The organism is Roseateles sp., from assembly GCF_052436255.1.
Lineage (GTDB): Bacteria > Pseudomonadota > Gammaproteobacteria > Burkholderiales > Burkholderiaceae_C > Pelomonas.
Map to the genome: position 1 here is coordinate 46638 of NZ_JBQVNP010000008.1, position 20616 is coordinate 67253.

The following is a 20616-nucleotide window of genomic DNA, read 5'->3' on the forward strand; positions in this document are numbered from 1 at the left end:
GGAGTTAGGCGAGGTGGAGTTCGGGCACGAAGGTGTCGAGGCCGGCGGCGATCAGTTCGGGCGAGATGCCCAGCGCCCAGGCAGCCGCAACGGCGGCAAGCAGGGTGGGCGCGTCGGCGGCCTGGGCGCCGAAGCGGCGCAGCAGGGCCTCGATGTTGGCCCCGGGCGTCTCCGCCGGGCCCTGGGCCAGCACGGCGGCGCCGCCGCGCAGGAAGACGGCGCGGCCGCCCCGGTCACGGTGATGCTGGATGGCGTCCAGCCGGCCGTCCTCGGCATAGAAGACGACCTCGCCATCACTCAGCTCGGCCATGTCGACCAGGCGCGGATGCGCGGCATGCAGCACGCTGGCGCCTTCGCTGAGCACCACGTCGATCTGGGTGCGCAGCACCTTGTAGAGCTGGTTCTCGTCCTGCACGTCGAACTCGGCCAGCGCGGCGATGCCGTCCATGTCGGTGACCACGCCGACCTGGCAACGGTCGTAGGCGAGGCCGTCGCGCAGCACCGAGGCGGGGTCGTTCTCGATGACCACGGCATTGACGCCGCGGTTCATCAGCAGGCGGTGGGCGGCGTCCCAGCGGGCGCTGTCCTTCTTCTCGACGCGGCGCGTGCCGAGGAAGAGGCCGTCGCGGCAGGCCAGGCCGACATGGCGGCCGTTGAGGTGCAGCAGCCAGGCGACCAGGCGCGAGATCTGCGCGCCGCCGCGCGAGCCGGCCACGCCGACGATGGGGATGCGGCCGCTCTCGTCCTCGGCGAAGAGGTGGTCGATGATGGCCTGGCCCACCGGCTGGGGCGAGCCGCCGGCGGGCTTGAGGTGCATCAGCAGGCCCGGGCCGGCATTCACCTCGACGACGGCGCCGCCGGTCTCGGCGAGCGGCTTGGAGATGTCCTCGGTGACGAGGTCGACACCGGCGATGTCCAGGCCGATGGTGCGCGCCGCCAGCGACACCGCATGCGCGACCTCTGGGTGGACCTCGGGCGTGCAGTCGATGGCGACATTGCCGTTGCGCTGGATCAGCACCGACTTGCCGGCCCGCGGTACGGTCTCGGCCGCAACGCCCTGGCGCTTCAGGTCCAGCAGCACGACGGGATCTTCGCCGAGGGTAATGCGGTTGAGCGGGAAGTCCTCGGTCAGGCCGCGGCGCGGGTCGGTGTTGATCTGCAGGTCGATGAGTTCGGCGACCGTGTGCACGCCGTCGCCATGCACCCACGCCGCCTCGCCGCGCGCCGCAGCCACCACCTGGCCGCCGACGACCAGCACGCGGTGCTCGTTGCCGCGGATGTAGCGCTCCACCAGCACGGACGAGCCTTCGGCGTCGGCCAGCTTGAAGGCGGCCTCGCAGTCGGCTTCGTTGGCGATGTCCAGCGTGACGCCGCGGCCGTGGTTGCCGTCGCTGGGCTTGATGACGACAGGCAGGCCCAGGTCCTGAGCGGCGCGCCAGGCTTCGGCGGCGCTCTTGACTTCCTCGCCGGCCGGCACCGGCACGCCGACAGCCTTGAGCAAGGTCTTGGTCAGGTCCTTGTCGCCAGCGATGCCTTCGGCGATGGCGCTGGTCATGTCGGTCTCGGCCGTCCAGATGCGGCGCTGGCGCGCGCCGTGGCCGAGCTGCACGAGGTTGCCGTCGTTCAGGCGGATGTGAGGAATTCGCCGGTCGGTGGCCGCCGCGACGATGGCCGCCGTGGAGGGCCCCAGGTAGCAGTCGTCCAGCTTCTCGCGCACGCGCGTCACGGCGGCCGGTACGTCGAAGGGCTGGTCGTTGATCATGGCCATGATGAGGGCGTGGCCCTCGGCCAGTGCCGCACGCGCCACCTGCTCGTCGCGGGCGCGGAAGACCATGCGGTAGACGCCGCGCTGGGAGGTCGAGCGCGTCTGGCCAAAGCCGGTGGGCATGCCGGAAAGGTTGAGCAGCTCGATGACGATGTGCTCCAGCACATGGCCCATCCAGGTGCCGCCGCGCAGGCGCTCGATGAAGCCGCCGCGCTCGCCGACGCCGCAATGGTGCTCGATCAGGTTGGGCAGGGCGGCCGTCAACCGGTCGTTGAAGCCGGGCAGCAGGTGGCTGGGGTGGTCCTCCAGCTCGCCCAGGTCCAGCCAGACCTCCAGCACGGGCCGGTAGGTCCACATGTTGGGGCCGCGCAGGTAGTTGATGCGCAAGAGCTTGATGTCTTCGCGGATGTCTTGTTTTTTGCTCATGAGATCAAGGGTAGGCGCCGCGGGCGCTGGGAATTGTGCGCTGAAGTCATGGCGGAGAATTGCTGCCGCCTGCTGGAGCCAACAAGAACATGCAAGACCTTCCCATCGCAACGCCCCATCCGCAAACAGCCGCCCTTCAAGGGCGGCTCGTGGCTGGCGAGAACGTGGTGGCGACGCTGGAGGTTGACCTGGACACGCAAGGCCGCTTCGGCCAGGGTCTGGTTGCACTGACGAATTCACGCCTGCTGGCCTTTGATCCGGCCGCCGGGAACTGGGCCGAGCACCCGCTGGCCCCGGGCCAGAGCCTCAAGCTCAGCGACCACGGCGGCCTGGCTTTCATGGAGCTGTTCGACGCCGGGGGACGGCTGGCCCGCTGGCGCTTCACCCTTGCCTGCAACCCGGCGGCGGTGCGCCTGGTTGACGCCTTCGAGCGCGAGGTGCAGCGGCTGGCCGGCCATGCCGTTCCGGTGGACGACGCCGAGGGCGAGGACTCGTCCTTCGATTTCGGCGAGGCCAGCAAGCCGTCCAGCACCTGGGTGCTGCTGCGCCTGTGGCGCTTTGCCCGGCCCTACCAGGGCCAGCTCTTGCTGGGCTTTGCGCTGATGCTGGGCGCCACCGGTGCGACGCTGGTGTCACCCTATCTGACGATGCCGCTGATGGATCGGGTGCTGATCCCCTTCCAGAACGGCCAGCAGATCGACCCCGGCCTGGTCGGCCTGCTGCTGAGTGGCCTGTTCGGCGCCGCGCTGCTGTCCTGGGGCCTGGGCTGGGCCAAGACCTATCTGCTGTCGCTGGTGTCCGAGCGCATCGCGGCCGACCTGCGCACGGCCACCTTCGAGCATTTGCTGGGGCTGTCGCTGGAGTACTTCGGCAACAAGCGCACGGGCGACCTGATGGCGCGCATCGGCTCCGAGACGGACCGCATCTCGGTCTTTCTGAGCCTGCATGCGCTGGACTTCATCACCGACGTGCTGATGCTCGCGATGACCTCCATCATCCTGTTCAGCATCCACCCCGGCCTGGCTCTGGCCACGCTGGTGCCGCTGCCCTTCATCGCCTGGCTGATCCACCTGGTGCGCGACCGGCTGCGCACGGGCTTCGAGAAGATCGACCGGGTCTGGGGCGAGGTCACCAACATCCTGGCCGATACCATCCCCGGCATCCGCGTGGTCAAGGCGTTCGCACAGGAGCGGCGTGAGGCGGCGCGTTTCCGCGACGCCAACCAGAAGAACCTGCAGGTCAACGACAGGCTCAACAAGACCTGGAGCCTGTTCACGCCCAGCGTGGCACTGCTGACGGAGATGGGCCTGTTGGTGGTCTGGGGCGTGGGCATCTGGCTGATCTCGCACCAGAGCATCACCGTCGGCACCTTGACGGCTTTCCTGGCCTATATCGGGCGCTTCTACGGCCGGCTGGATTCGATGAGCCGCATCGTCTCGGTCACGCAGAAGGCGGCGGCCGGGGCCAAGCGCATCTTCGACATCCTCGACCATGTCTCCAACGTGCCCGACCCGGTCAACCCGCAGCGCTTCGAGAACGTGACCGGTGCCATCTCCCTGCAGGGCGTGAACTTCCGCTATGGCTCGCGCTCGGTGATCCGGTCGCTGAACCTGGACATCCGGCCGGGCGAGATGGTCGGCCTGGTGGGCCACAGCGGCTCGGGCAAGAGCACGCTGGTCAACCTGATCTGCCGCTTCTACGACGTGACCGAAGGCAGCATCAAGGTTGACGGCGTGGACCTGCGACGCATCAAGGTGACTGATTACCGCCGCCACATCGGGCTGGTGCTGCAGGAGCCCTTTCTGTTCTTCGGCAGCATCGCCGAGAACATCGCCTACGGCAAGCCCGAGGCGACGCGCGAGGAGATCGTCGCGGCGGCCCGCGCCGCCCATGCGCACGAGTTCATCCTGCGCCTGCCGCATGGCTATGACAGCTTGGTCGGCGAGCGCGGCCAGGGGCTGTCGGGGGGCGAGCGTCAGCGCATTTCCATCGCCCGCGCGCTGCTGATCAACCCGGCCGTCCTCATCCTCGACGAGGCGACGAGCGCCGTCGACACCGAGACCGAGAAGGAGATCCAGAAGGCGCTGGACAACCTGGTGAAGGGCCGCACGACGATTGCCATCGCCCACCGGCTGTCGACGCTGCGCAAGGCCGACCGCCTGGTCGTCATGGATCGCGGCGAGATCGTCGAGCTGGGGCCGCATGACGAGCTGATCGCCATGCAGGGCCACTACTGGCGGCTGTGGGAAGCGCAGGCCCGCCGCGTCGACCAGGAAGACCTGGAAGAACACGAGCTGGCCCCCAACCCCAGCGCGCACACGGAGAACGCATGACCGACCTGCCTTTCCGCGACCTGGTGCTGGACGCCTTCGGCAAGCTGGTGCTGATCGATCTTGACGGCGTCGCCCATGTGGGCGTGACGCCCGTGCGCGCCCACCCGATTTCCGCGCCCGACGAGGGCTTGAGCCTGGTCGGCGTGCACGGCCATGAGCTGGCCTGGGTGAGGCGCCTGTCGGCGCTGCCGGACGGCCCGCGCCGGTTGCTCGAAGCCGAGCTGGCCGCACGCGAGTTCCACCCGACGCTCAAGCGCCTGATCTCCGTGAACACCTTTGCCACGCCAAGCACCTGGCGCGTCGAGACGGACCGCGGCGAGGTCGACTTCGTGCTGAAGAGCGAGGAAGACATCCGCCGCCTGGACGAGGGCCGGCTGCTGATCACTTCCAGCCATGGCGTGCAGATGCAGGTGCCTGACCGCTGGGCGCTGGACAAGCAGTCCAAGAAGCTGCTGGAACGCTTTCTTTGAGGAGCGGCTGGCGCTGAGCCGGGTATTGCGGGCCGAGCGCTGGGTCGCTCCGAGCCGCGGCTCAACGCCGCAAGCAGCGCCGTCCCCTGGGGGGCGACCAGGACTGCCGGCGTTCAGCCGGCGCGGGACTGGGCGAGGGGCTTCAGGACGCCATCTGCGACTGCAGGTAGTTCTGCTCGCCAACGGCGTTGACCAGCTCCAGCTGGGTTTCGAGGTGGTCGATGTGCTCTTCGGTGTCGTCCAGGATCTGCACGAAGAGCTCGCGCGACACGTAGTCGCGCACGCTCTCGCAGTAGGCCACGGCCTCCTTCAGATGCACGTGCGAGGCTTTCTCAATGATGAGGTCGCAACGCATCGTCTCGACGGCGTTCTCGCCGATGTAGAGCTTGCCCAGGTCCTGCAGGTTGGGCAGGCCGTCCAGGGTCAACACGCGCTCGATGAGCTTGTCGGCGTGCTTCATCTCCTCGATGGACTCTTCGTATTCGTGCTTGGCCATCTTCAGCAGCCCCCAGTTCTTCAGCATGCGGGCATGCAGGAAGTACTGGTTGATGGCGGTCAGCTCCAGCTTGAGTTGCTGGTTCAGGTGGACGATGACTTGAGGGTCGCCTTGCATGACGGGCTCCGAAACGTGAAATTGGTTGGCAGTATCCCCAGCGGATGCCCTTCAGCGAAACCGCTCTTTTTGCAAATGAGACAGATTCGCATTAGACTCCGCATCCATGATTGTTTGCGTCTGCCACCGCGTCTCCGACCGAGACATCGCGATTGCCGCGTCCAGCGGTTGTCCGAATTTCGAGGCCCTGCAGGACGACCTGCTTGTGGCGACGGCTTGCGGTGCCTGCCGCGACTGCGCCTGCGCGGTCTTCGAGGAGAGCCGCGTCAAAGGCGGCGGATCGCGAAATCGCGGTATGGCTGTAACGATCCAGCCGTTGCTGTCAGCCTGAACTAGAATGCACCCAGGCGCCGACATCCGGCGCCTTTTTGTTGGTCTTGTTTCCTGAACGTCGTTGTGAATTCCGCGGCCGCTCCGGGGCGGGCCACGCAGCACGACAACAGTAAGGAAATTCCATGAGCACCCTCCAAACCGGCACTGTCAAATGGTTTGACGACGGCAAGGGCTTCGGCTTCATCACGCCGGCCGACGGCAGCAAGGACTTGTTCGCCCACCACAGCGAAATCAAGAACAACGGCGGCTTCCGCACCCTGGCCGAAGGCGCCCAGGTCGAATTCGAAGTGAAGCAGGGCCCCAAGGGCCTGCAAGCCGCGAACATCCGTTCGCTGTAATCCTCACGGCTTCGGCCGTTGAGTCAAGCCCGCGCCTTGCGCGGGCTTTGTGCTTTCTGGGCCCGCCCAACGACAATCGCTGCCATGTCTGCCTTACCCCAACCGCCCAAGGCGCTGACCGCTTACCGCCCGTTCTGGGCCAAGCGTTTCGGCCCCGCGCCCTTTCTGCCCATGACCCGGGCGGAGATGGAGCAGCTCGGCTGGGATTCCTGCGACATCATCATCGTCACGGGCGACGCCTACGTCGACCATCCCAGTTTCGGCATGGCCGTCATCGGCCGCACGCTGGAGGCGCAGGGCTTTCGCGTCGGCATCATTGCCCAGCCGGACTGGCAGAGCGCCGGGCCCTTCAAGGCGCTGGGCAAGCCCAACCTGTTCTTCGGCGTCGCGGCCGGCAACATGGATTCGATGATCAACCGCTACACGGCTGATCGAAAGATCCGCAGCGACGACGCCTACACGCCGGGCGGCCAGGGCGGCAAGCGCCCCGACCGCGCCACGCTGGTCTACACGCAGCGCTGCCAGGAGGCCTTCAAGGACGTGCCCATCGTCATCGGCGGCATCGAGGCCTCGTTGCGCCGCATCGCCCACTACGACTACTGGCAGGACAAGGTGCGTCGCTCCGTGCTGGTGGACGCCAAGGCCGACCTGCTGGTCTACGGCAATGCCGAGCGCGCCATCATCGAGATCGCCCACCGCCTGGCGCGCCGCGAGCCGATCGAGAGCCTGACGGACGTGCGCGGCACGGCCTTCATGCGCCGCACCGACGACCCGACGGCCGAGGGCTGGTTCGAGCTGGACTCGACCGAGGTCGACCGTCCGGGCCGCATCGACGACCTCATCAGCCCCTACCAGATCGTCGACGACAAGACCTGCAAGACGGAAGAGCCTGACGCGCCCAAGCCCATCACCATCCACAAGATCGGCCGCATCAAGATGCCGCCGCGCGAGCACACCGTCGTGCGCCTGCCGGCGTATGAGCAGGTGAAGAGCGACCCGGTGCTCTACGCCCACGCCAACCGCGTGCTGCACCTGGAAACCAACCCCGGCAACGCCCGCGCGCTGGTGCAGCGCCACGGTGAACGGGACTTGTGGATCAACCCGCCGCCCATCCCGCTGACGACCGCCGAGATGGACCATGTGTTCGACCTGCCCTATGCGCGCGCTCCGCACCCGAGCTACGCGGACGAGGCTGGCGGTCATGACGGCGCGACCAAGATCCCGGCCTGGGAAATGATCCGCTTCAGCGTCAACATCATGCGCGGCTGCTTCGGCGGCTGCACCTTCTGCTCGATCACCGAGCACGAGGGCCGCATCATCCAGAGCCGCTCGGAAGACTCCGTGATCCGCGAGATCGAGGAGATGCGCGACAAGGTCAAAGGCTTCACCGGCATCGTCTCGGACCTGGGCGGCCCGACGGCCAACATGTACCGCATCGGCTGCAAGAGCCCCGAGATCGAGGCGGCCTGCCGCAAGCCCAGCTGCGTCTACCCCGGCATCTGCCCGAACCTGAACACCAGCCACGATCCGCTCATCAAGATGTATCGCCGCGCCCGCGCGTTGCCGGGCGTCAAGAAGATCCTGATCGGCTCCGGCCTGCGCTACGACCTGGCCGTGCAGTCGCCCGAGTACGTCAAGGAGCTGGTGACGCACCACGTCGGCGGCTACCTGAAGATCGCGCCCGAGCACACCGAGGGCGGCCCGCTGTCCAAGATGATGAAGCCGGGCATCGGCAGCTACGACCGCTTCAAGCAGATGTTCGAAGCGGCCAGCGCGGCGGCCGGCAAGAAGCAATACCTGATCCCGTACTTCATCGCCGCCCACCCCGGCACCAGCGACGAGGACATGATGAACCTCGCCGTCTGGCTGAAGAAGAACGGTTTCCGCGCCGACCAGGTGCAGACCTTCTACCCCAGCCCGATGGCCACGGCCACGGCGATGTACCACTCGGGCAAGAACCCGCTGAAGGGCATCAGCCGCGATGAAACGCGCGGCGAGAGCGTCGACATCGTGCGCGGCGAGCGTCGCCGCCGGCTGCACAAGGCCTTCCTGCGCTACCACGATGCCAACAACTGGCCGTTGCTGCGCGAGGCGCTCAAGAGCATGGGCCGCGCCGACCTGATCGGCAACGGCAAGCACCACCTGATCCCGAGCTACCAGCCGCTGACCGATGGCAGTTACGACAGCGCGCGCCGCAAGAATTCCACCGTCGTCAAGCCGGCCGCCGCGCCCGCATCGGCGCCGCGCAAGGGTCAGCTCTTGACGGCCCATACCGGCCTGCCGCCGCGTGTCACGGGAGGCCAGCGCGTGCCCGCCGGACGTCCGGGCAAACCCGGTAGACGTTGACGCGAACTGCGGGACATTTGCCCGCGCTTTTCGTGGCGGCCCCTGTGCGTATGCACTACGCTTGCGGCTCTTGACCGACGAGGCTGCTGCTGCTCTGGCTGGCGCCCGTGCCCGGAGTCCTCGCCCCCATGCAAGAAACGCCTGCCGCAGACGACGATCTGCTCGAATTGCTCGACGAGCCTGAGCACGCTGATGGCGAGCACCGCCCGCAGGATCGCCCCTGGCGCATCCTGATCGTCGACGACGACGGCGACGTCCACAAGGCCACCGAGCTGGCCATGCAAGGCCTGACCGTCGAAGGCCAGCCCCTGGTCTTCCTGCACGCCAGTTCGGCCGCACAAGCCCGTCAGTTGCTGGCCAGCGAGGAAGACCTCGCCGTCGTATTGCTCGACGTCGTCATGGAGAGTGAAGACGCAGGCCTGCAGCTGGTGCGCCATATCCGTGACGAGCTGCGGCTGAACGCCTTGCGCATCGTGCTGCGCACCGGCCAGCCCGGCTATGCCCCCGAGATCGAGACGGTGCAGGCCTATGACATCAACGACTACAAGACCAAGTCCGAGCTGACACGCACGCGCCTGTACACCGTGCTCACCGCAGCCGTGCGTTCCTACTGCCAGATCTGCGCGCTGGAGGCCAACCGCCGCGGCCTGGAGATGATCGTCGAGAGCAGCACCTCGCTATCGCGCATGCGCGGGCTGTCGCGCTTTGCCGAGGGCGTGGTCACCCAGCTGTGCGCCCTGCTTGGCATCCTGCCCGAGGGCCTGGTCTGCGCCCAGGTCAGCGGCGAGACCGGCGACGAGGTGCGCATCGTTGCGGCCGCGGGCCAGTACAGCGGCCTCATCGACCGGCCGCTGGCCCAGGTCAAGATCGCCAACGTGCGCGAGCGCCTGGAACGCTGCCTTCGGGAAGAACGCAACCTCTACGACGATGGCACGGTGCTGTACTTTGGCATGGGCCAGGGCCGCGCGATGGCTGCGCTGGTCGACGTTGGCCGCGAGCTCGACGAGCTCGACCAGCAACTGCTGCGCGCCTTCTGCTCCAACATCGCCGTCGGCTTCGAGAACGTCGTGCTCTACAGCCAGCTGCTGGACCAGGCCTACAACGACCCGTTGCTGCGCCTGCCCAATCGCAACCGCTTCGTCGAGCTGCTCGACAAGAATTTGAAGGACCCGGCCGGTGTCACGCTGGCGCTGATCGACATCGACGACTTCTCCGACATCAACGACGCCTTCGGCCACCACTTCGGCGACCAGGTGCTGCAGGCCGTCGTGCACCGCATGAGCGCGATGCTGGGCCTGAACACGGCGATGGCCCGCGTCGGCGCCGACACCTTCGGCGTGCTGGGTGAGCATGACAAAGTCTGCCCCGCGACTGTCAGTGGCGTCTTTGCCGAGCCCTTCATGGTCGCGGGCGAGCGACTGCAGCTGTCGGCCACCACGGGCCTGGTGCGCCTGGGCGAATCCGAGGCCGTCGGCTCCGAGTTGCTGCTTGATGCACAGATCGCGCTCAAGCGCGCCAAGCAGCAGCAGCGCGGCTCATCTCAGTACTTCTCGGCAGCGATGGGCAGCGACGCGCGCGAGCGCTTCAAGCTGCTCAAGGGCCTGCGTACCGGCTTCGAGGAGAGTCAGCTCTTCGTCGTCTATCAGCCCCAGGTCGAACTCAGCACCGGCTGCGCCATCGGCGCCGAGGCGCTGCTGCGTTGGAGGACCATCGACGGGCGCTTTATCCCGCCGGACCAGTTCATCCCGCTGGCCGAGCAGAGTGGCCTCATCATTCCCATCGGCGAATTCGTCATGCGCACGGCCTGTACGCAGCTGCAGAAGATGCAGGCCCTGGGCTGCGCCGACTTCCGCATGGCCGTCAACGTGTCCATGGCCCAGTTCCGCCACCCCGGCTTCATCGACATGCTGGGCCGTGCGCTGCACGACTGCGTCGTCGATGGCCAGAACATCGAGCTCGAGATCACCGAGTCCATGGCCATGGAGGACGCCGACCTCGTGCTGCGCGTGCTGGCCGACATCAAGCGGCTCGGCTTCAGCGTCGCCATCGACGACTTCGGCACCGGCTTCTCGTCCTTGAGCCAGCTGCGCCAGCTGCAGGTGGACCGCCTCAAGATCGACCGCGCCTTCGTGCAGGAGGCCCAAGCCTCGTCCGCCGGCGCGACCATCGCCCAGATGGTCATCAACCTGGGCCATGGCCTGGGCCTGACGGTCATCGCCGAGGGCATCGAGACCGAGGAACAGCGCCAGTACCTCATCGGTCTGGGCTGCCATGAAGGGCAGGGCTGGCTGTTCGCCCGGCCCATGCCGGCCGATCAGCTTGAAACCTGGATGAGGCACCGGTGAGCCCCTAAACTCCGCGCCGTCGATTGACGACAGCCAGGAGCGTCCATGAGTCTCGCCAAGATCCTCGTCGCCCAGGGCGGCGGCCCCACCGCCGTCATCAACCAGAGCCTGGTCGGCGTCGTGCTCGAAGCGCGTCGGCAGGCCGGCGTCGGCAAGGTCTACGGCGCGCGCCATGGTGTGCTCGGCATCGTCAACGAGGACTTCGTCGACCTGACGCAGGAGACCAGCCACAACCTGGAGCTGGTGGCCAACACGCCGTCGTCGGCGTTGGGGTCGACGCGCGACAAGCCCGATGCCGCCTACTGCCACGAGATTTTTGAGGTGCTGCAGGCGCATGGCATCACGCATTTCTTCTACATCGGGGGCAACGACTCGTCGGACACCGTGCGTATCGTGTCGGAAGAGGCGCAGGGGGCCGGCTACCCGCTGCGCTGCATCCACATTCCCAAGACCATCGACAACGACCTGGTCGGCAACGACCACACGCCCGGCTACGCCTCCGCCGCGCGCTTCGTCGCCCAGGCCTTTGCCGGCGCCAACCTCGACAACGCCTCCCTGCCGGGCATCTACGTCGGCGTCGTCATGGGCCGCCATGCCGGCTTCCTGACGGCGGCGGCGGCACTCGGCAAGAAGTTCGACGACGATGGCCCGCATCTCATCTACCTGCCGGAACGCGCTTTCGACAACGAGCAATTCCTGCGCGACGTCAAGGCCACCCACGAGCGCTATGGCCGCTGCGTCATTGCCGTCAGCGAGGGCATCCACGACGCGAGCGGCACGCCGATGCTGTCCAAGCTGGCGGGCGACCTGGAGCGCGACGCGCATGGCAATGCGCAGCTCAGCGGCACCGGCGCGCTGGCCGACCTGCTGTGCGAGGAGATCAAGGGCAAGCTCGGCATCAAGCGCGTGCGCGGCGACACCTTCGGCTATCTGCAGCGCAGCTTCCTCGGCTGCGTGAGCGACGTGGACCAGCGCGAGGCTAGGGAGGTCGGCGAGAAGGCCGTTCAATACGCCTTCCACGGCGACCGCGACGGCTCGGTGGCCATCAAGCGTGTCGGCTACTACTCGGTCGACTACGCGCTGCTGCCGCTCACCGACGTGGCCGGCAAGACGCGCACGATGGAGGACCACTTCATCACCGACAGCGGCACCGACGTGACCGACGCCTTCCGCCTCTACCTGCGCCCGCTGCTGGGCTCGGGCATGCCGGATGCGTTCAGGTTGAGGCCGAACCCGGTGGCCAAGGTGTTGAACAAGGGCTGAGCGCCGCTCAGCGGGGGGCGATGGCCTGCATCAGGCGCAGGCACCATGCGTCTGCCTTGAACTGTAGCCAGCCCACCGCCAGGATGCTCAGCACCCAGACGAGGAAGATGCGCGTCCCGTCCACCTCGCCGCGGGCAAATACTGCCCAGGCGACGCACGCGGCGACCGGCATCAGCGCGGTGGTAAAGCCCCAGCGATCCATGAGCGTCAGGCTGTTCAGCATCGGCCGCAGCAACCAGCGCAGGGGGTTGGCGGCCGGCAGCGGCAGCCGCGCTTCATGCACTGCCCCAGCGGCCAGCATCCAGGCCGCGCCGATCAGCAGGCAGCTCCACATCGGCAGCCACGTGCCCAGTGCCGCCACGGCCAGCCAGCCGATCAACGGCGCTAGGCCGCCCGTCACCCACGCATGTTCAGCGTTGTCGGGCCAGGCCAGCAGCAGGCCGGCCACCGCGAAGCCCGCCGCAGCGTAGCCGTAGGCCCAGGGCGGCAGCAGCGACAGCGCCCCGCTACCGGGGCTGGCATCTGGCGCTGCGGCTAGGTAGCACAGCCAGGCCGCAAACAGCAGCCAGACCAACGCGAGGGCGGGCTGGTGCTGGCCGTGGCGGCGCCACCGGGCCAGTGCAGGAAGTAGGGCCGCCGGGATCAACATCAGCGTGCCGGCGAACCCGCCAAACAACATGATGGCGCCCGTGGACAGGAGCCAAGTCAGCCCGTAGCCGATGCCGATGAAGGCGTCGTTGACCGTCTGGACGGCCACCACCATGCAGGCGAGCGTGGCAAGGCCGACGCGAAGCCAGGCGCCATGCATAGCGGCCTCCTTCAGCCCCTGCTGCGCGTCGGCGTCCAGGCCGATGCGGCGCAGCCGCTCGTCGCCCAGCTCTTTGTGGCCGTGCGCGAGCGAGGGCTGCAGCAGCAAGCCGATCAATTGCCGGAGCCACCAAGTGCCGCCTTGCCTGCGCAACGCGTCAAGCCCCAGCAGCGGCGCGGCCAGCGCCTGTAGGGCCGGCTCCAGCACGAGCGGCCGCACGCGCGCGTCGAGCGTCTCGTGCAAGGCCTCCGCAAGCGGCGTGCCGAGCTGGCGCTCGGTGCGGAAGTCGTCCAGCCAGCCGAAGTGGCTGTTGAGCGCTTTCAGAAAATCGTCCGGCAGCGCCGGCGTGCCCAGCGCCCATTGCGCGAACGCTGCCGAGAACTCGACGTGGCGGCTGAGGGGCTGCTGGCCCAGCTCGCGCTGCACCGCCGACCATTGGTGCAGCAGGGCGGCCTCGCCTGTGTGGCGCCAGCGCTGCGTCAGCTCGTCGATGAGGTGCTGGGGCTGGACGACATGCTCCGGCAGGGGCAGCGGTTCGATCGCCACGACCGGCGCGGCCGCCGGTTCGACCTTCGGTTCGGACAACAGCGGCGCTGCGACCGCCTCCTCGCTAACCTGGCTTGCCGCCTCCTGCTGCTGCCACTTCAGCCACTGCTGCACCCGCTCGTAGGCCCCACGCAGCGCCTGATAGGCCTCGGCATCGTCGTCAGGCCGTGTGACGCGCAGCTTCAGCGCATAGGCCTTCTTGATCGCCGCCAGCTCGGTCGTCGGCGCCAGCCCCAGCAGGGCCCAGTCTTGTTCCCACATGGCGGTCAGAACTTGAAGCTGTTGTCGATGCTGTCCAGCTGTTCCTTGAACTGCTGGCGCGCGCTGCGGATGGCGCGGGGGTCCTGGCTCTGCATGGCGGCCTCGAATGCGCTGAGCCAGTCCTGCAGCATTGCGCGGTCATTGCCCAGGCGGTCCTCGAACAGGCGCTTGGCGCGCTCGATCTGGTAGCGGTTGTCCTGGTCCTCGCGCGGGTGGCGCTTGAGCGTCTGCAGCCGCTCGCGCGTGGCGGCGATCTCGTTGGCGCTCAGGCGCGCGCCCTGGCTCTCGATCAGCAGCTCGTGGCGCTTGCCGCCCGGCAGCTCGTGGGCCTCGACTTCCAGCAGGCCGTTGGCGTCGTAGGTGAAGCGCACCTCTACGCCGGCTTCACCCGCCGGCGCCGGGGCGGTCGGGATCTCCAGCTTGCCCAGCGACAGGTTCTCCGAGCCCACCGGCGATTCGCCCTGGCGCACGTCCACGAGGATGAGTTTTTGCTGGTCGGCCAGCGTGTGATAGCGCTCCACGCGCGACACCGGCACCGGCGTGTTGCGCTCGATGATGGGCGAGAAGCGGTCGTTGACCAAGCGGTCGCCGACCGTGCTGGCCGCGACGATGCCCAGCGAATAGGGCATGACGTCGGTCAGCACGACATCGTCCAGCGCCGCGTCGCGCGCCTTCAGGCCGGCCTGCACGGCCGCACCCATCACGATGGCGAGGTCGGGGTCCAGCTTGCGCAGCGGCAGGCGCTGGAACAGGCGCGTGACGAGCTTTTGCACCATGGGCATGCGCGTTGCGCCGCCGACGAGGATGACCTCGGCCAGGCCGGCGGTGTCGAGCTGGGCGTCGGCCAGCGCGCGCTCGATGGGGCGACGCAGGCGCTGCAGCAACTCTTGCGACGCGGCCTCGAAGTCGGCGCGGCTCAGCGTGGCGGCCAGCGTGCGTTCGCGCCAGACGGTGGTGATCTCCACGCTGTCGCGCTCGCCGAGGTCGCGCTTGGCCTGCTCGGCCAGGCGCCACCAGGTCTCGCCCTCGAACCAGGCCTGGCGCTCTTCGGCGGTCAGGGTGTCGCAATGCTTGGCGAACAGCTGCGCGATGGCGCGGCTGAAATCCTCGCCACCCAGCCGCGTGTCACCGGCGCTGGCGCGCACCTCGACGACGCCGTCGAAATATTCCAGCACCGACACATCAAACGTGCCGCCGCCCAGGTCGAAGACGAGGAAGCTGCTGTGCTCGGGCCGCTCCTGCAGGCCATAGGCCAGGCCGGCGGCGGTGGGTTCGTTGAGCAGGCGCTCGACCTTGAGCCCGGCGATCTCGCCGGCCGTGCGCGTGGCGCGGCGCTGGGCCTCGTTGAAGTAGGCCGGTACGGTGATGACGGCCTCGGTGACCGGCTCGCCGAGGAAGGCCTCGGCGTCGGCCTTGATCGTCTGCAGCACCAGCGCCGACAGCTCCTCGGCGCGCATCTCCTTCACATGCGGGCCGGTGCGCAGGGTGATGCGCTTGTCGCTGCCCATCCAGCGCTTGAAGGCCAGCGCGGTGGACTCGGCATGCAGGCCGGCGCGCTCGCGGGCAGCCAGGCCCACCAGCGTGTGGCCTTGCTCGTCCAGCGCGACGGCAGACGGTGTCAGACAGTCCCCGTGGGCATTGGGGATCAGCACCGGCGCGCCGTCGCGAAACACGGCCGCCGCGCTGTGCGTGGTGCCCAGGTCGATGCCCAGGATCATTGGATAAGCCTCCCGTGAAGACGGGGCGCAGCTTAGCCGGTCCGGGTGCTGCTCACGGCTTGGGCTTGACCAGCTTGGGATGCCACTCATTGACCGCCAGCAGCGCCGCCGATCCGAAGTGGCGGTGCAGCTCGGCCACCATCTCGCCGTTGACGATGACGGGGTCGGTGTCCACGGCCTTGCGTGCGGCCTCCATGTCGGCGGTCGCGAGGATGAACAGGCCGCGCAGGCCGTCCTTGCCGTCCAGCGGGCCCGCGTACACCAGCAGGCCCTCCTTGGCCAGGCGGTTCATATTGGCGAAATGGCCCTTGAACATCTCGTCGCGCGCCGGGCCGGCGGCCATGGGCTTGGGGCCGGTCTTGAGCAGCACGAAGGTGTAGGGCCGCAGGCCCTGATCGTTGGCGCCCCAGGCCTGGGCCTTGGCGGCGTCGTAGGTGGCGGGGGGCTCCTGGGCCTGCGTGGACAAGGCGCAGCACAGGGCGAGGGCGGTGGTGGCGAGATGCTTGGCGGAACCGATGGTTTTCATGGTGATGGCGGCATGGGCGGCTGGATGGCGAGCATTGAACCGCGCCCCTGCTTCCCGGTGACCGCGATGAAACCCGCCCCCACGGCTGGCCGCACCTGTCCACGGCGCTGCACTGCGGCCATGGGCGCAAGGCCATCGCCGGATAGGGTTGCGCCTTCGGCGTCACGGTCCAGGTCGCCATGGTGGCCGACGGCACGGAGCATGAGGCTCTGCGTGTTGGCGCTGCCCGACGCCAGCGGGCAGTGGCCGTGGCGTTTGGGGGCTCAGTCCGGCACGGCCTGGATGAGCTTTTCGAGGCCGACCCGCACCTTCAACCCGGCCGGCGGCACCACGGCCGCGATGCCGAACTCCGGCCTGGCGGTGTCACGCCGTGCGGGCTCGAGCCGCAGGTTGCCTGCTCGGTCCGTCAACACGGCCACCAGCGGTGTGCTCGCGCTCTCGCCGCGACGCATCACCATGCCCACCTCGCCCGACTTCAGGCGCACCGTGCAGCCCGGCGGGTAGAGGCCGAATTCCTTGATGAGGGCTGCAGTCAGGGCGTCGCCCTTGGCGCATTGGTATTGCAGCCGCGCCGCGGCGTCGGCCAGCATGGGCGGGCGCTTCAGGCGCGGGCTGAGCTTGGCAGTGAAGCAGTCGGCGCTGTGCACCAGCTGCGCCACCTCGTTGACCGTTGCCGGACGGCGTGGGTAGCCGCTGCCGTCATGCTCCTCATGATGCTGGCGCACGGCCTCCAGCCAGTCGGCGTCGGACACCCCGGCCATCTCCAGCATGGCTGCGCTGCGCTCGGGGTGGGACTGGATCTCGGCGCGCTGCATCGGCGTGACCGGCGACACCTGCGTCACCAGCTTGTTCTGCAGCTCCGCCATCGAGATGTTCATCGTCAGCGCCGTGCGCAGCACGCATTGCCTCTGCAAGACAGACCAGCCGAGCCGGGTGGCCGCCAGGCAGGCCGCGGTGGCTGTGTGCACCGCATGGCGGCCGGCATACGAGATCGGGCCGCCGTCAACGGCCTCGGTGCGTACCGCCTGCAGGATGGCCAGGTCGGGATCGCGCTCGATCAGGGCCAGCAGCGGGCGGCAGGCATGGTCCAGCGACTGCGTGAAATCGCTCGACGGGCTGGCGCGCAACAACCGACCCACTTCGCCCATGCTTTCGTCCCAGTACGCCGGCAACTGGTCGCGCCGCGCCTTGGCGATCTTGCGCGCCGGGTCGTCGAGTTCTCGGACGTCCACCGTCGCTTCCCGCTCGATGAGCTTGTCGAGCTGCTCCACGCTGTCGAACTGATGGCCGCGCGCCAGTAGCAGGCGCCCGCCGACATCGAAGATGCCGAACGGCGTGGGCTTGCCCGGCAGAAAGCGTGTCTTGTGCAGACTCAGTGGCTGAAAGTTCATGGCCTACCGTGAGTGGCCCGCATCGTCTCCAATGCGCCCCGGCCAACCCAACGTCCTTGTTTTTATGACGGGGTGGATTACAGCCGGCCCGCGTAGGCTCTGTGTAAGTTTTCAGCCCGGCCGTCCGTGACAAGCGACACGCGAGGCCCGGTGTAAACGTTTCGCGGCGACTACCCCGCGTGCTTGGCCAGCAGCGCCCGCGCCACACGCGACACGGGCGGGCGGCCCAGCACGTTCGAGATGAAGGCGCCGGCTTCCACGAGCTTGTCGAGGTCGATGCCGGTTTCGATGCCAAGGCCGTTGAGCAGGAATACCACGTCCTCCGTCGCGACATTGCCCGTTGCGCCCTTGGCATAGGGGCAGCCGCCCAGGCCGGCCACGCTGGCATGGAAACTGTGCAGCCCCAACTCCATGCTGGCGTAGACATTGCTCAGTGCCTGACCATAGGTGTCGTGGAAATGCCCCGACACCTCGGCGAGAGGGAAGTGCTTCAGCGCTCGTTCCAACGCCGCCTGCACCTTGCGCGGCGTGCCGACGCCGATGGTGTCGGCGATGTCGATGGCGTCCACGCCGAGTTCACGCAGGGGCTTGACGACGCGCTCGACTTGGTCGGCAGTGATGGCGCCCTCGTAGGGGCAGCCGAGCGAGCAGGACAAGGCCGCACGTACCTTCACACCCGCCGCATGCGCGCCCTCGATGACCGGCGCGAATCGCGCCAGGCTCTCGGCGATGGAGCAGTTGATGTTCTTCTGCGTGAAGGCCTCGCTGGCGGCGGTGAAGACGAGGATTTCGTCCGGCTTGCTCGCCAGCGCCGGCTCCAGGCCTTTCAGGTTGGGTACGAGGACCGAATAGCGCACAGCGGGCCTGCGCTTGATGGCCGCCATCAAGGCCGTGTTGTCGCCCATCTGCGGCACCCATTTCGGCGACACGAAGCTGGTGACCTCGATCTCCTTGAGCCCCGCGTCCTGCAGCATCGCCACGAGCCGCGCCTTGTGCTCCGTGGAGACGTTCTCCTTCTCGTTCTGCAGCCCGTCGCGCGGGCCCACATCGAGGATCCTGACGTGCGAGGGCAGGGCCATGGTCAGGCTTCCAGCTTGAGAAGTTCCGCCCCGTCGCCCACCTGGTCGCCCACGGCGAACAGCAGCTCGGCGACCTTGCCGTCGCATGGGGACGAGATGGTGTGCTCCATCTTCATTGCCTCCATGACGGCCAGCGGCTGGCCCCTGGTGACGGTGTCGCCGGCCTGGGCGAGGAAGGCGACGAGCTTGCCGGGCATGGGCGCGGTCAGGCGGCCACCTTCGCTCGGTGCATCGCCGGCGTGGGCGATGAGATCGACTTCGGTCAGCACGGCCGAGCCGTCGGCGCCGAAGACGGCGACGCGTTCGCCCTGGGCATAGGTCCTCACGCGCAGGCGCTCACTGCCGAGGAAGAGTTCGTGCGTCTCGGCATCCTGCGACTGCACGGCGAACTCGATGGCTTCGCCTTCGACGGTCAGCGTCATGCCGCCGCGGTGGTGACGGGTCAGCAGCACCTCGTGGTGCGCGTCGCCTTGCGCGAGATCGAAGCGCCGCGTGGCGGAGCCGAACAGGCGGAAGCCGTCGCGGGCGCTCCATGGGTCCGAGCCTTGCGTTGCACCTTCCACGGCCAGCGTGTGGGCGACGACGGCCGCCGCGCCGACGCGCAGCGGCAGGCCAGGCTGGTCGAACAGCACGGCCTTCTCGCGCTCGATCAGGCCGGTGTCGAGGTCGGCGTTCGAGAACGAGGCCGTGGCCGCACAGCGGCGCAGGAAGGCGACGTTGGTGTGCAGGCCGACGATGTGGGTGTCGCGCAGGGCTGCGTCCAGTCGGGCCAGCGCCTGGGCGCGGTCCTCGCCCCAGACGATGAGCTTGGCGATCATCGAGTCGTAGAACGGGCTGATGGCGTCGCCCTCGCGTACACCGGCGTCAATCCGGGTGGTACCCCGTTCGAAAGCCACATGGGCGGGCCAGCGCGCCACGTCGAGCGTGCCGGTGGCGGGCAGAAAGCCGCCGTCCGGGTTCTCGGCGCAGATGCGGGCCTCGATGGCATGGCCGAGCATGCGCAGTTCGTGTTGCTTCAGCGGCAGCGGCTCGCCCGAGGCGACGCGCAGTTGCCACTCGACCAGGTCCTGCCCGGTGATCGCTTCCGTCACGGGGTGTTCGACCTGCAGCCGCGTGTTCATCTCCATGAAGTAGAAGCGGCCGTCCTGCTCGGCAATGAACTCGACCGTGCCGGCGCCGACATAACCGACCGCCTTGGCGGCGGCGACGGCGGCCTCGCCCATCTGCGCGCGACGCTCCGGCGTCATGCCCGGTGCGGGTGCTTCCTCCAGCACCTTCTGGTGGCGGCGCTGCACCGAGCAGTCGCGCTCGAACAGGTAGACGCAGTCACCGTGCGCGTCACCGAACACCTGGATCTCGATGTGGCGGGGCTTTTGCACATAGCGCTCGATCAGCACCGCGTCGTCGCCAAAGCTGTTGATGGCTTCGCGCTTGCAGGAGGCCAGCGCGGCGTCGAACTCGTCGGCGCTGTAGACGGCGCGCATGCCCTTGCCGCCGCCACCGGCACTGGCCTTGATGAGCACGGGGTAGCCGATGCGGTCCGCCTCCTTCTTCAGCAAGGCAGGGTCCTGATCGGCGCCGTGATAGCCAGGCACCAGCGGCACGCCCGCGGCCTCCATCAAGCGCTTGGACTCCGCCTTCAAGCCCATGGCCAGGATGGCCGGTGGCGGCGGGCCGATGAAGACAAGGCCGGCGTCGGCACAGGCCTGTGCAAAGGCCTCGTTCTCGCTGAGGAAGCCGTAGCCGGGGTGCACCGCCTGCGCGCCGGTCGCCTGAGCAGCGGCGAGGATGCGCTGCCACTGCAGATAGGAATCGCGCGGCGCGGGGCCGCCGATGTGGACGGCTTCGTCGCAGGCCTGCACATGCTGCGCGTCGCGGTCGGCGTCGGAATAGACCGCGACGGTCTGCACACCGAGGCGCTTGGCCGTGGCGGCCACTCGGCAAGCGATCTCACCTCGATTGGCGATCAGGACCTTCTTGAACATCTCTTTTATCTCCTCAGCCGTCTTCTTGTGGATTCAGGATCGGGTGCGGCGTCGACGTGTGGTCGACGCG

15 protein-coding genes are annotated in these 20616 nt (G+C 68.0%); 7 read left to right on the top strand and 8 right to left on the bottom strand.

The features are described from left to right. Nucleotides 1-4 precede the first annotated feature (4 nt). A complete protein-coding gene (locus tag ACT6S0_RS03675; RefSeq protein ID WP_444762566.1) occupies nucleotides 5-2191 on the bottom strand; it encodes a cyanophycin synthetase in 2187 nt (728 codons plus the stop codon). Nucleotides 2192-2280: 89 nt separating this feature from the next. Here ACT6S0_RS03675 and ACT6S0_RS03680 point away from each other — a divergent pair, with 89 nt between their 5' ends. Then, nucleotides 2281-4524 (top strand): cyanophycin metabolism-associated ABC transporter, encoded by a 2244-nt coding sequence (locus ACT6S0_RS03680; protein WP_444762567.1) that lies wholly within the window; start codon nucleotides 2281-2283, stop codon nucleotides 4522-4524. Further along, on the top strand, nucleotides 4521-4994 hold the full coding sequence (locus ACT6S0_RS03685) for a cyanophycin metabolism-associated DUF1854 family protein (protein ID WP_444762568.1): 474 nt from the start codon (nucleotides 4521-4523) through the stop codon (nucleotides 4992-4994). Before ACT6S0_RS03680 ends, ACT6S0_RS03685 begins: the two co-directional genes overlap by 4 nt. Before the next feature lie 142 nt (nucleotides 4995-5136). On the opposite strand, the gene bfr is transcribed toward ACT6S0_RS03685, so the two are convergent. Continuing rightward, complete coding sequence (gene bfr, locus ACT6S0_RS03690) at nucleotides 5137-5607, bottom strand: bacterioferritin (RefSeq protein WP_444762569.1); 471 nt, start codon at nucleotides 5605-5607, stop codon at nucleotides 5137-5139. Nucleotides 5608-5713: 106 nt separating this feature from the next. Here bfr and ACT6S0_RS03695 point away from each other — a divergent pair, with 106 nt between their 5' ends. From ACT6S0_RS03695 to ACT6S0_RS03715, 5 genes are all read left to right on the top strand, one after another. Continuing rightward, nucleotides 5714-5938 (top strand): (2Fe-2S)-binding protein, encoded by a 225-nt coding sequence (locus tag ACT6S0_RS03695; protein ID WP_444762570.1) that lies wholly within the window; start codon nucleotides 5714-5716, stop codon nucleotides 5936-5938. Nucleotides 5939-6062: 124 nt separating this feature from the next. Continuing rightward, entirely contained in the window at nucleotides 6063-6278 is a 216-nt protein-coding gene (locus ACT6S0_RS03700) for a cold-shock protein (protein ID WP_056205145.1), read from the top strand. 84 nt (nucleotides 6279-6362) lie between these two features. After that, entirely contained in the window at nucleotides 6363-8624 is a 2262-nt protein-coding gene (locus ACT6S0_RS03705; RefSeq protein ID WP_444762571.1) for a YgiQ family radical SAM protein, read from the top strand. A gap of 128 nt (nucleotides 8625-8752) precedes the next feature. After that, nucleotides 8753-10969: a putative bifunctional diguanylate cyclase/phosphodiesterase gene (locus ACT6S0_RS03710; RefSeq protein WP_444762572.1), complete on the top strand. Its 2217-nt coding sequence runs from the start codon at nucleotides 8753-8755 to the stop codon at nucleotides 10967-10969. A gap of 45 nt (nucleotides 10970-11014) precedes the next feature. Continuing rightward, nucleotides 11015-12232 carry a 6-phosphofructokinase gene (locus ACT6S0_RS03715; protein ID WP_444762573.1) on the top strand — a complete coding sequence of 406 codons (1218 nt, stop codon included), beginning with the start codon at nucleotides 11015-11017 and terminating at the stop codon, nucleotides 12230-12232. Between the two features lie 7 nt (nucleotides 12233-12239). Here ACT6S0_RS03715 and ACT6S0_RS03720 read toward each other — a convergent pair whose 3' ends face one another. The 6 genes from ACT6S0_RS03720 to ACT6S0_RS03745 form a co-directional block, all read right to left on the bottom strand. Then, nucleotides 12240-13847, bottom strand: a complete 1608-nt coding sequence (locus ACT6S0_RS03720) for a hypothetical protein (RefSeq protein WP_444762574.1) — start codon at nucleotides 13845-13847, stop codon at nucleotides 12240-12242. 5 nt (nucleotides 13848-13852) lie between these two features. Further along, complete coding sequence (locus ACT6S0_RS03725) at nucleotides 13853-15565, bottom strand: Hsp70 family protein (RefSeq protein WP_444762575.1); 1713 nt, start codon at nucleotides 15563-15565, stop codon at nucleotides 13853-13855. Between the two features lie 52 nt (nucleotides 15566-15617). Next, the gene (locus tag ACT6S0_RS03730; RefSeq protein ID WP_444762576.1) at nucleotides 15618-16091 is read right to left on the bottom strand and encodes a YciI family protein; all 474 of its coding nucleotides are present in this window, start codon (nucleotides 16089-16091) and stop codon (nucleotides 15618-15620) included. 263 nt (nucleotides 16092-16354) lie between these two features. Further along, on the bottom strand, nucleotides 16355-17482 hold the full coding sequence (locus ACT6S0_RS03735) for an HD-GYP domain-containing protein (protein WP_444762577.1): 1128 nt from the start codon (nucleotides 17480-17482) through the stop codon (nucleotides 16355-16357). 170 nt (nucleotides 17483-17652) lie between these two features. After that, a complete protein-coding gene (locus ACT6S0_RS03740; RefSeq protein WP_444762578.1) occupies nucleotides 17653-18561 on the bottom strand; it encodes a hydroxymethylglutaryl-CoA lyase in 909 nt (302 codons plus the stop codon). 2 nt (nucleotides 18562-18563) lie between these two features. Continuing rightward, nucleotides 18564-20546 carry an ATP-binding protein gene (locus tag ACT6S0_RS03745; protein ID WP_444762579.1) on the bottom strand — a complete coding sequence of 661 codons (1983 nt, stop codon included), beginning with the start codon at nucleotides 20544-20546 and terminating at the stop codon, nucleotides 18564-18566. Nucleotides 20547-20616: the final 70 nt, after the last annotated feature.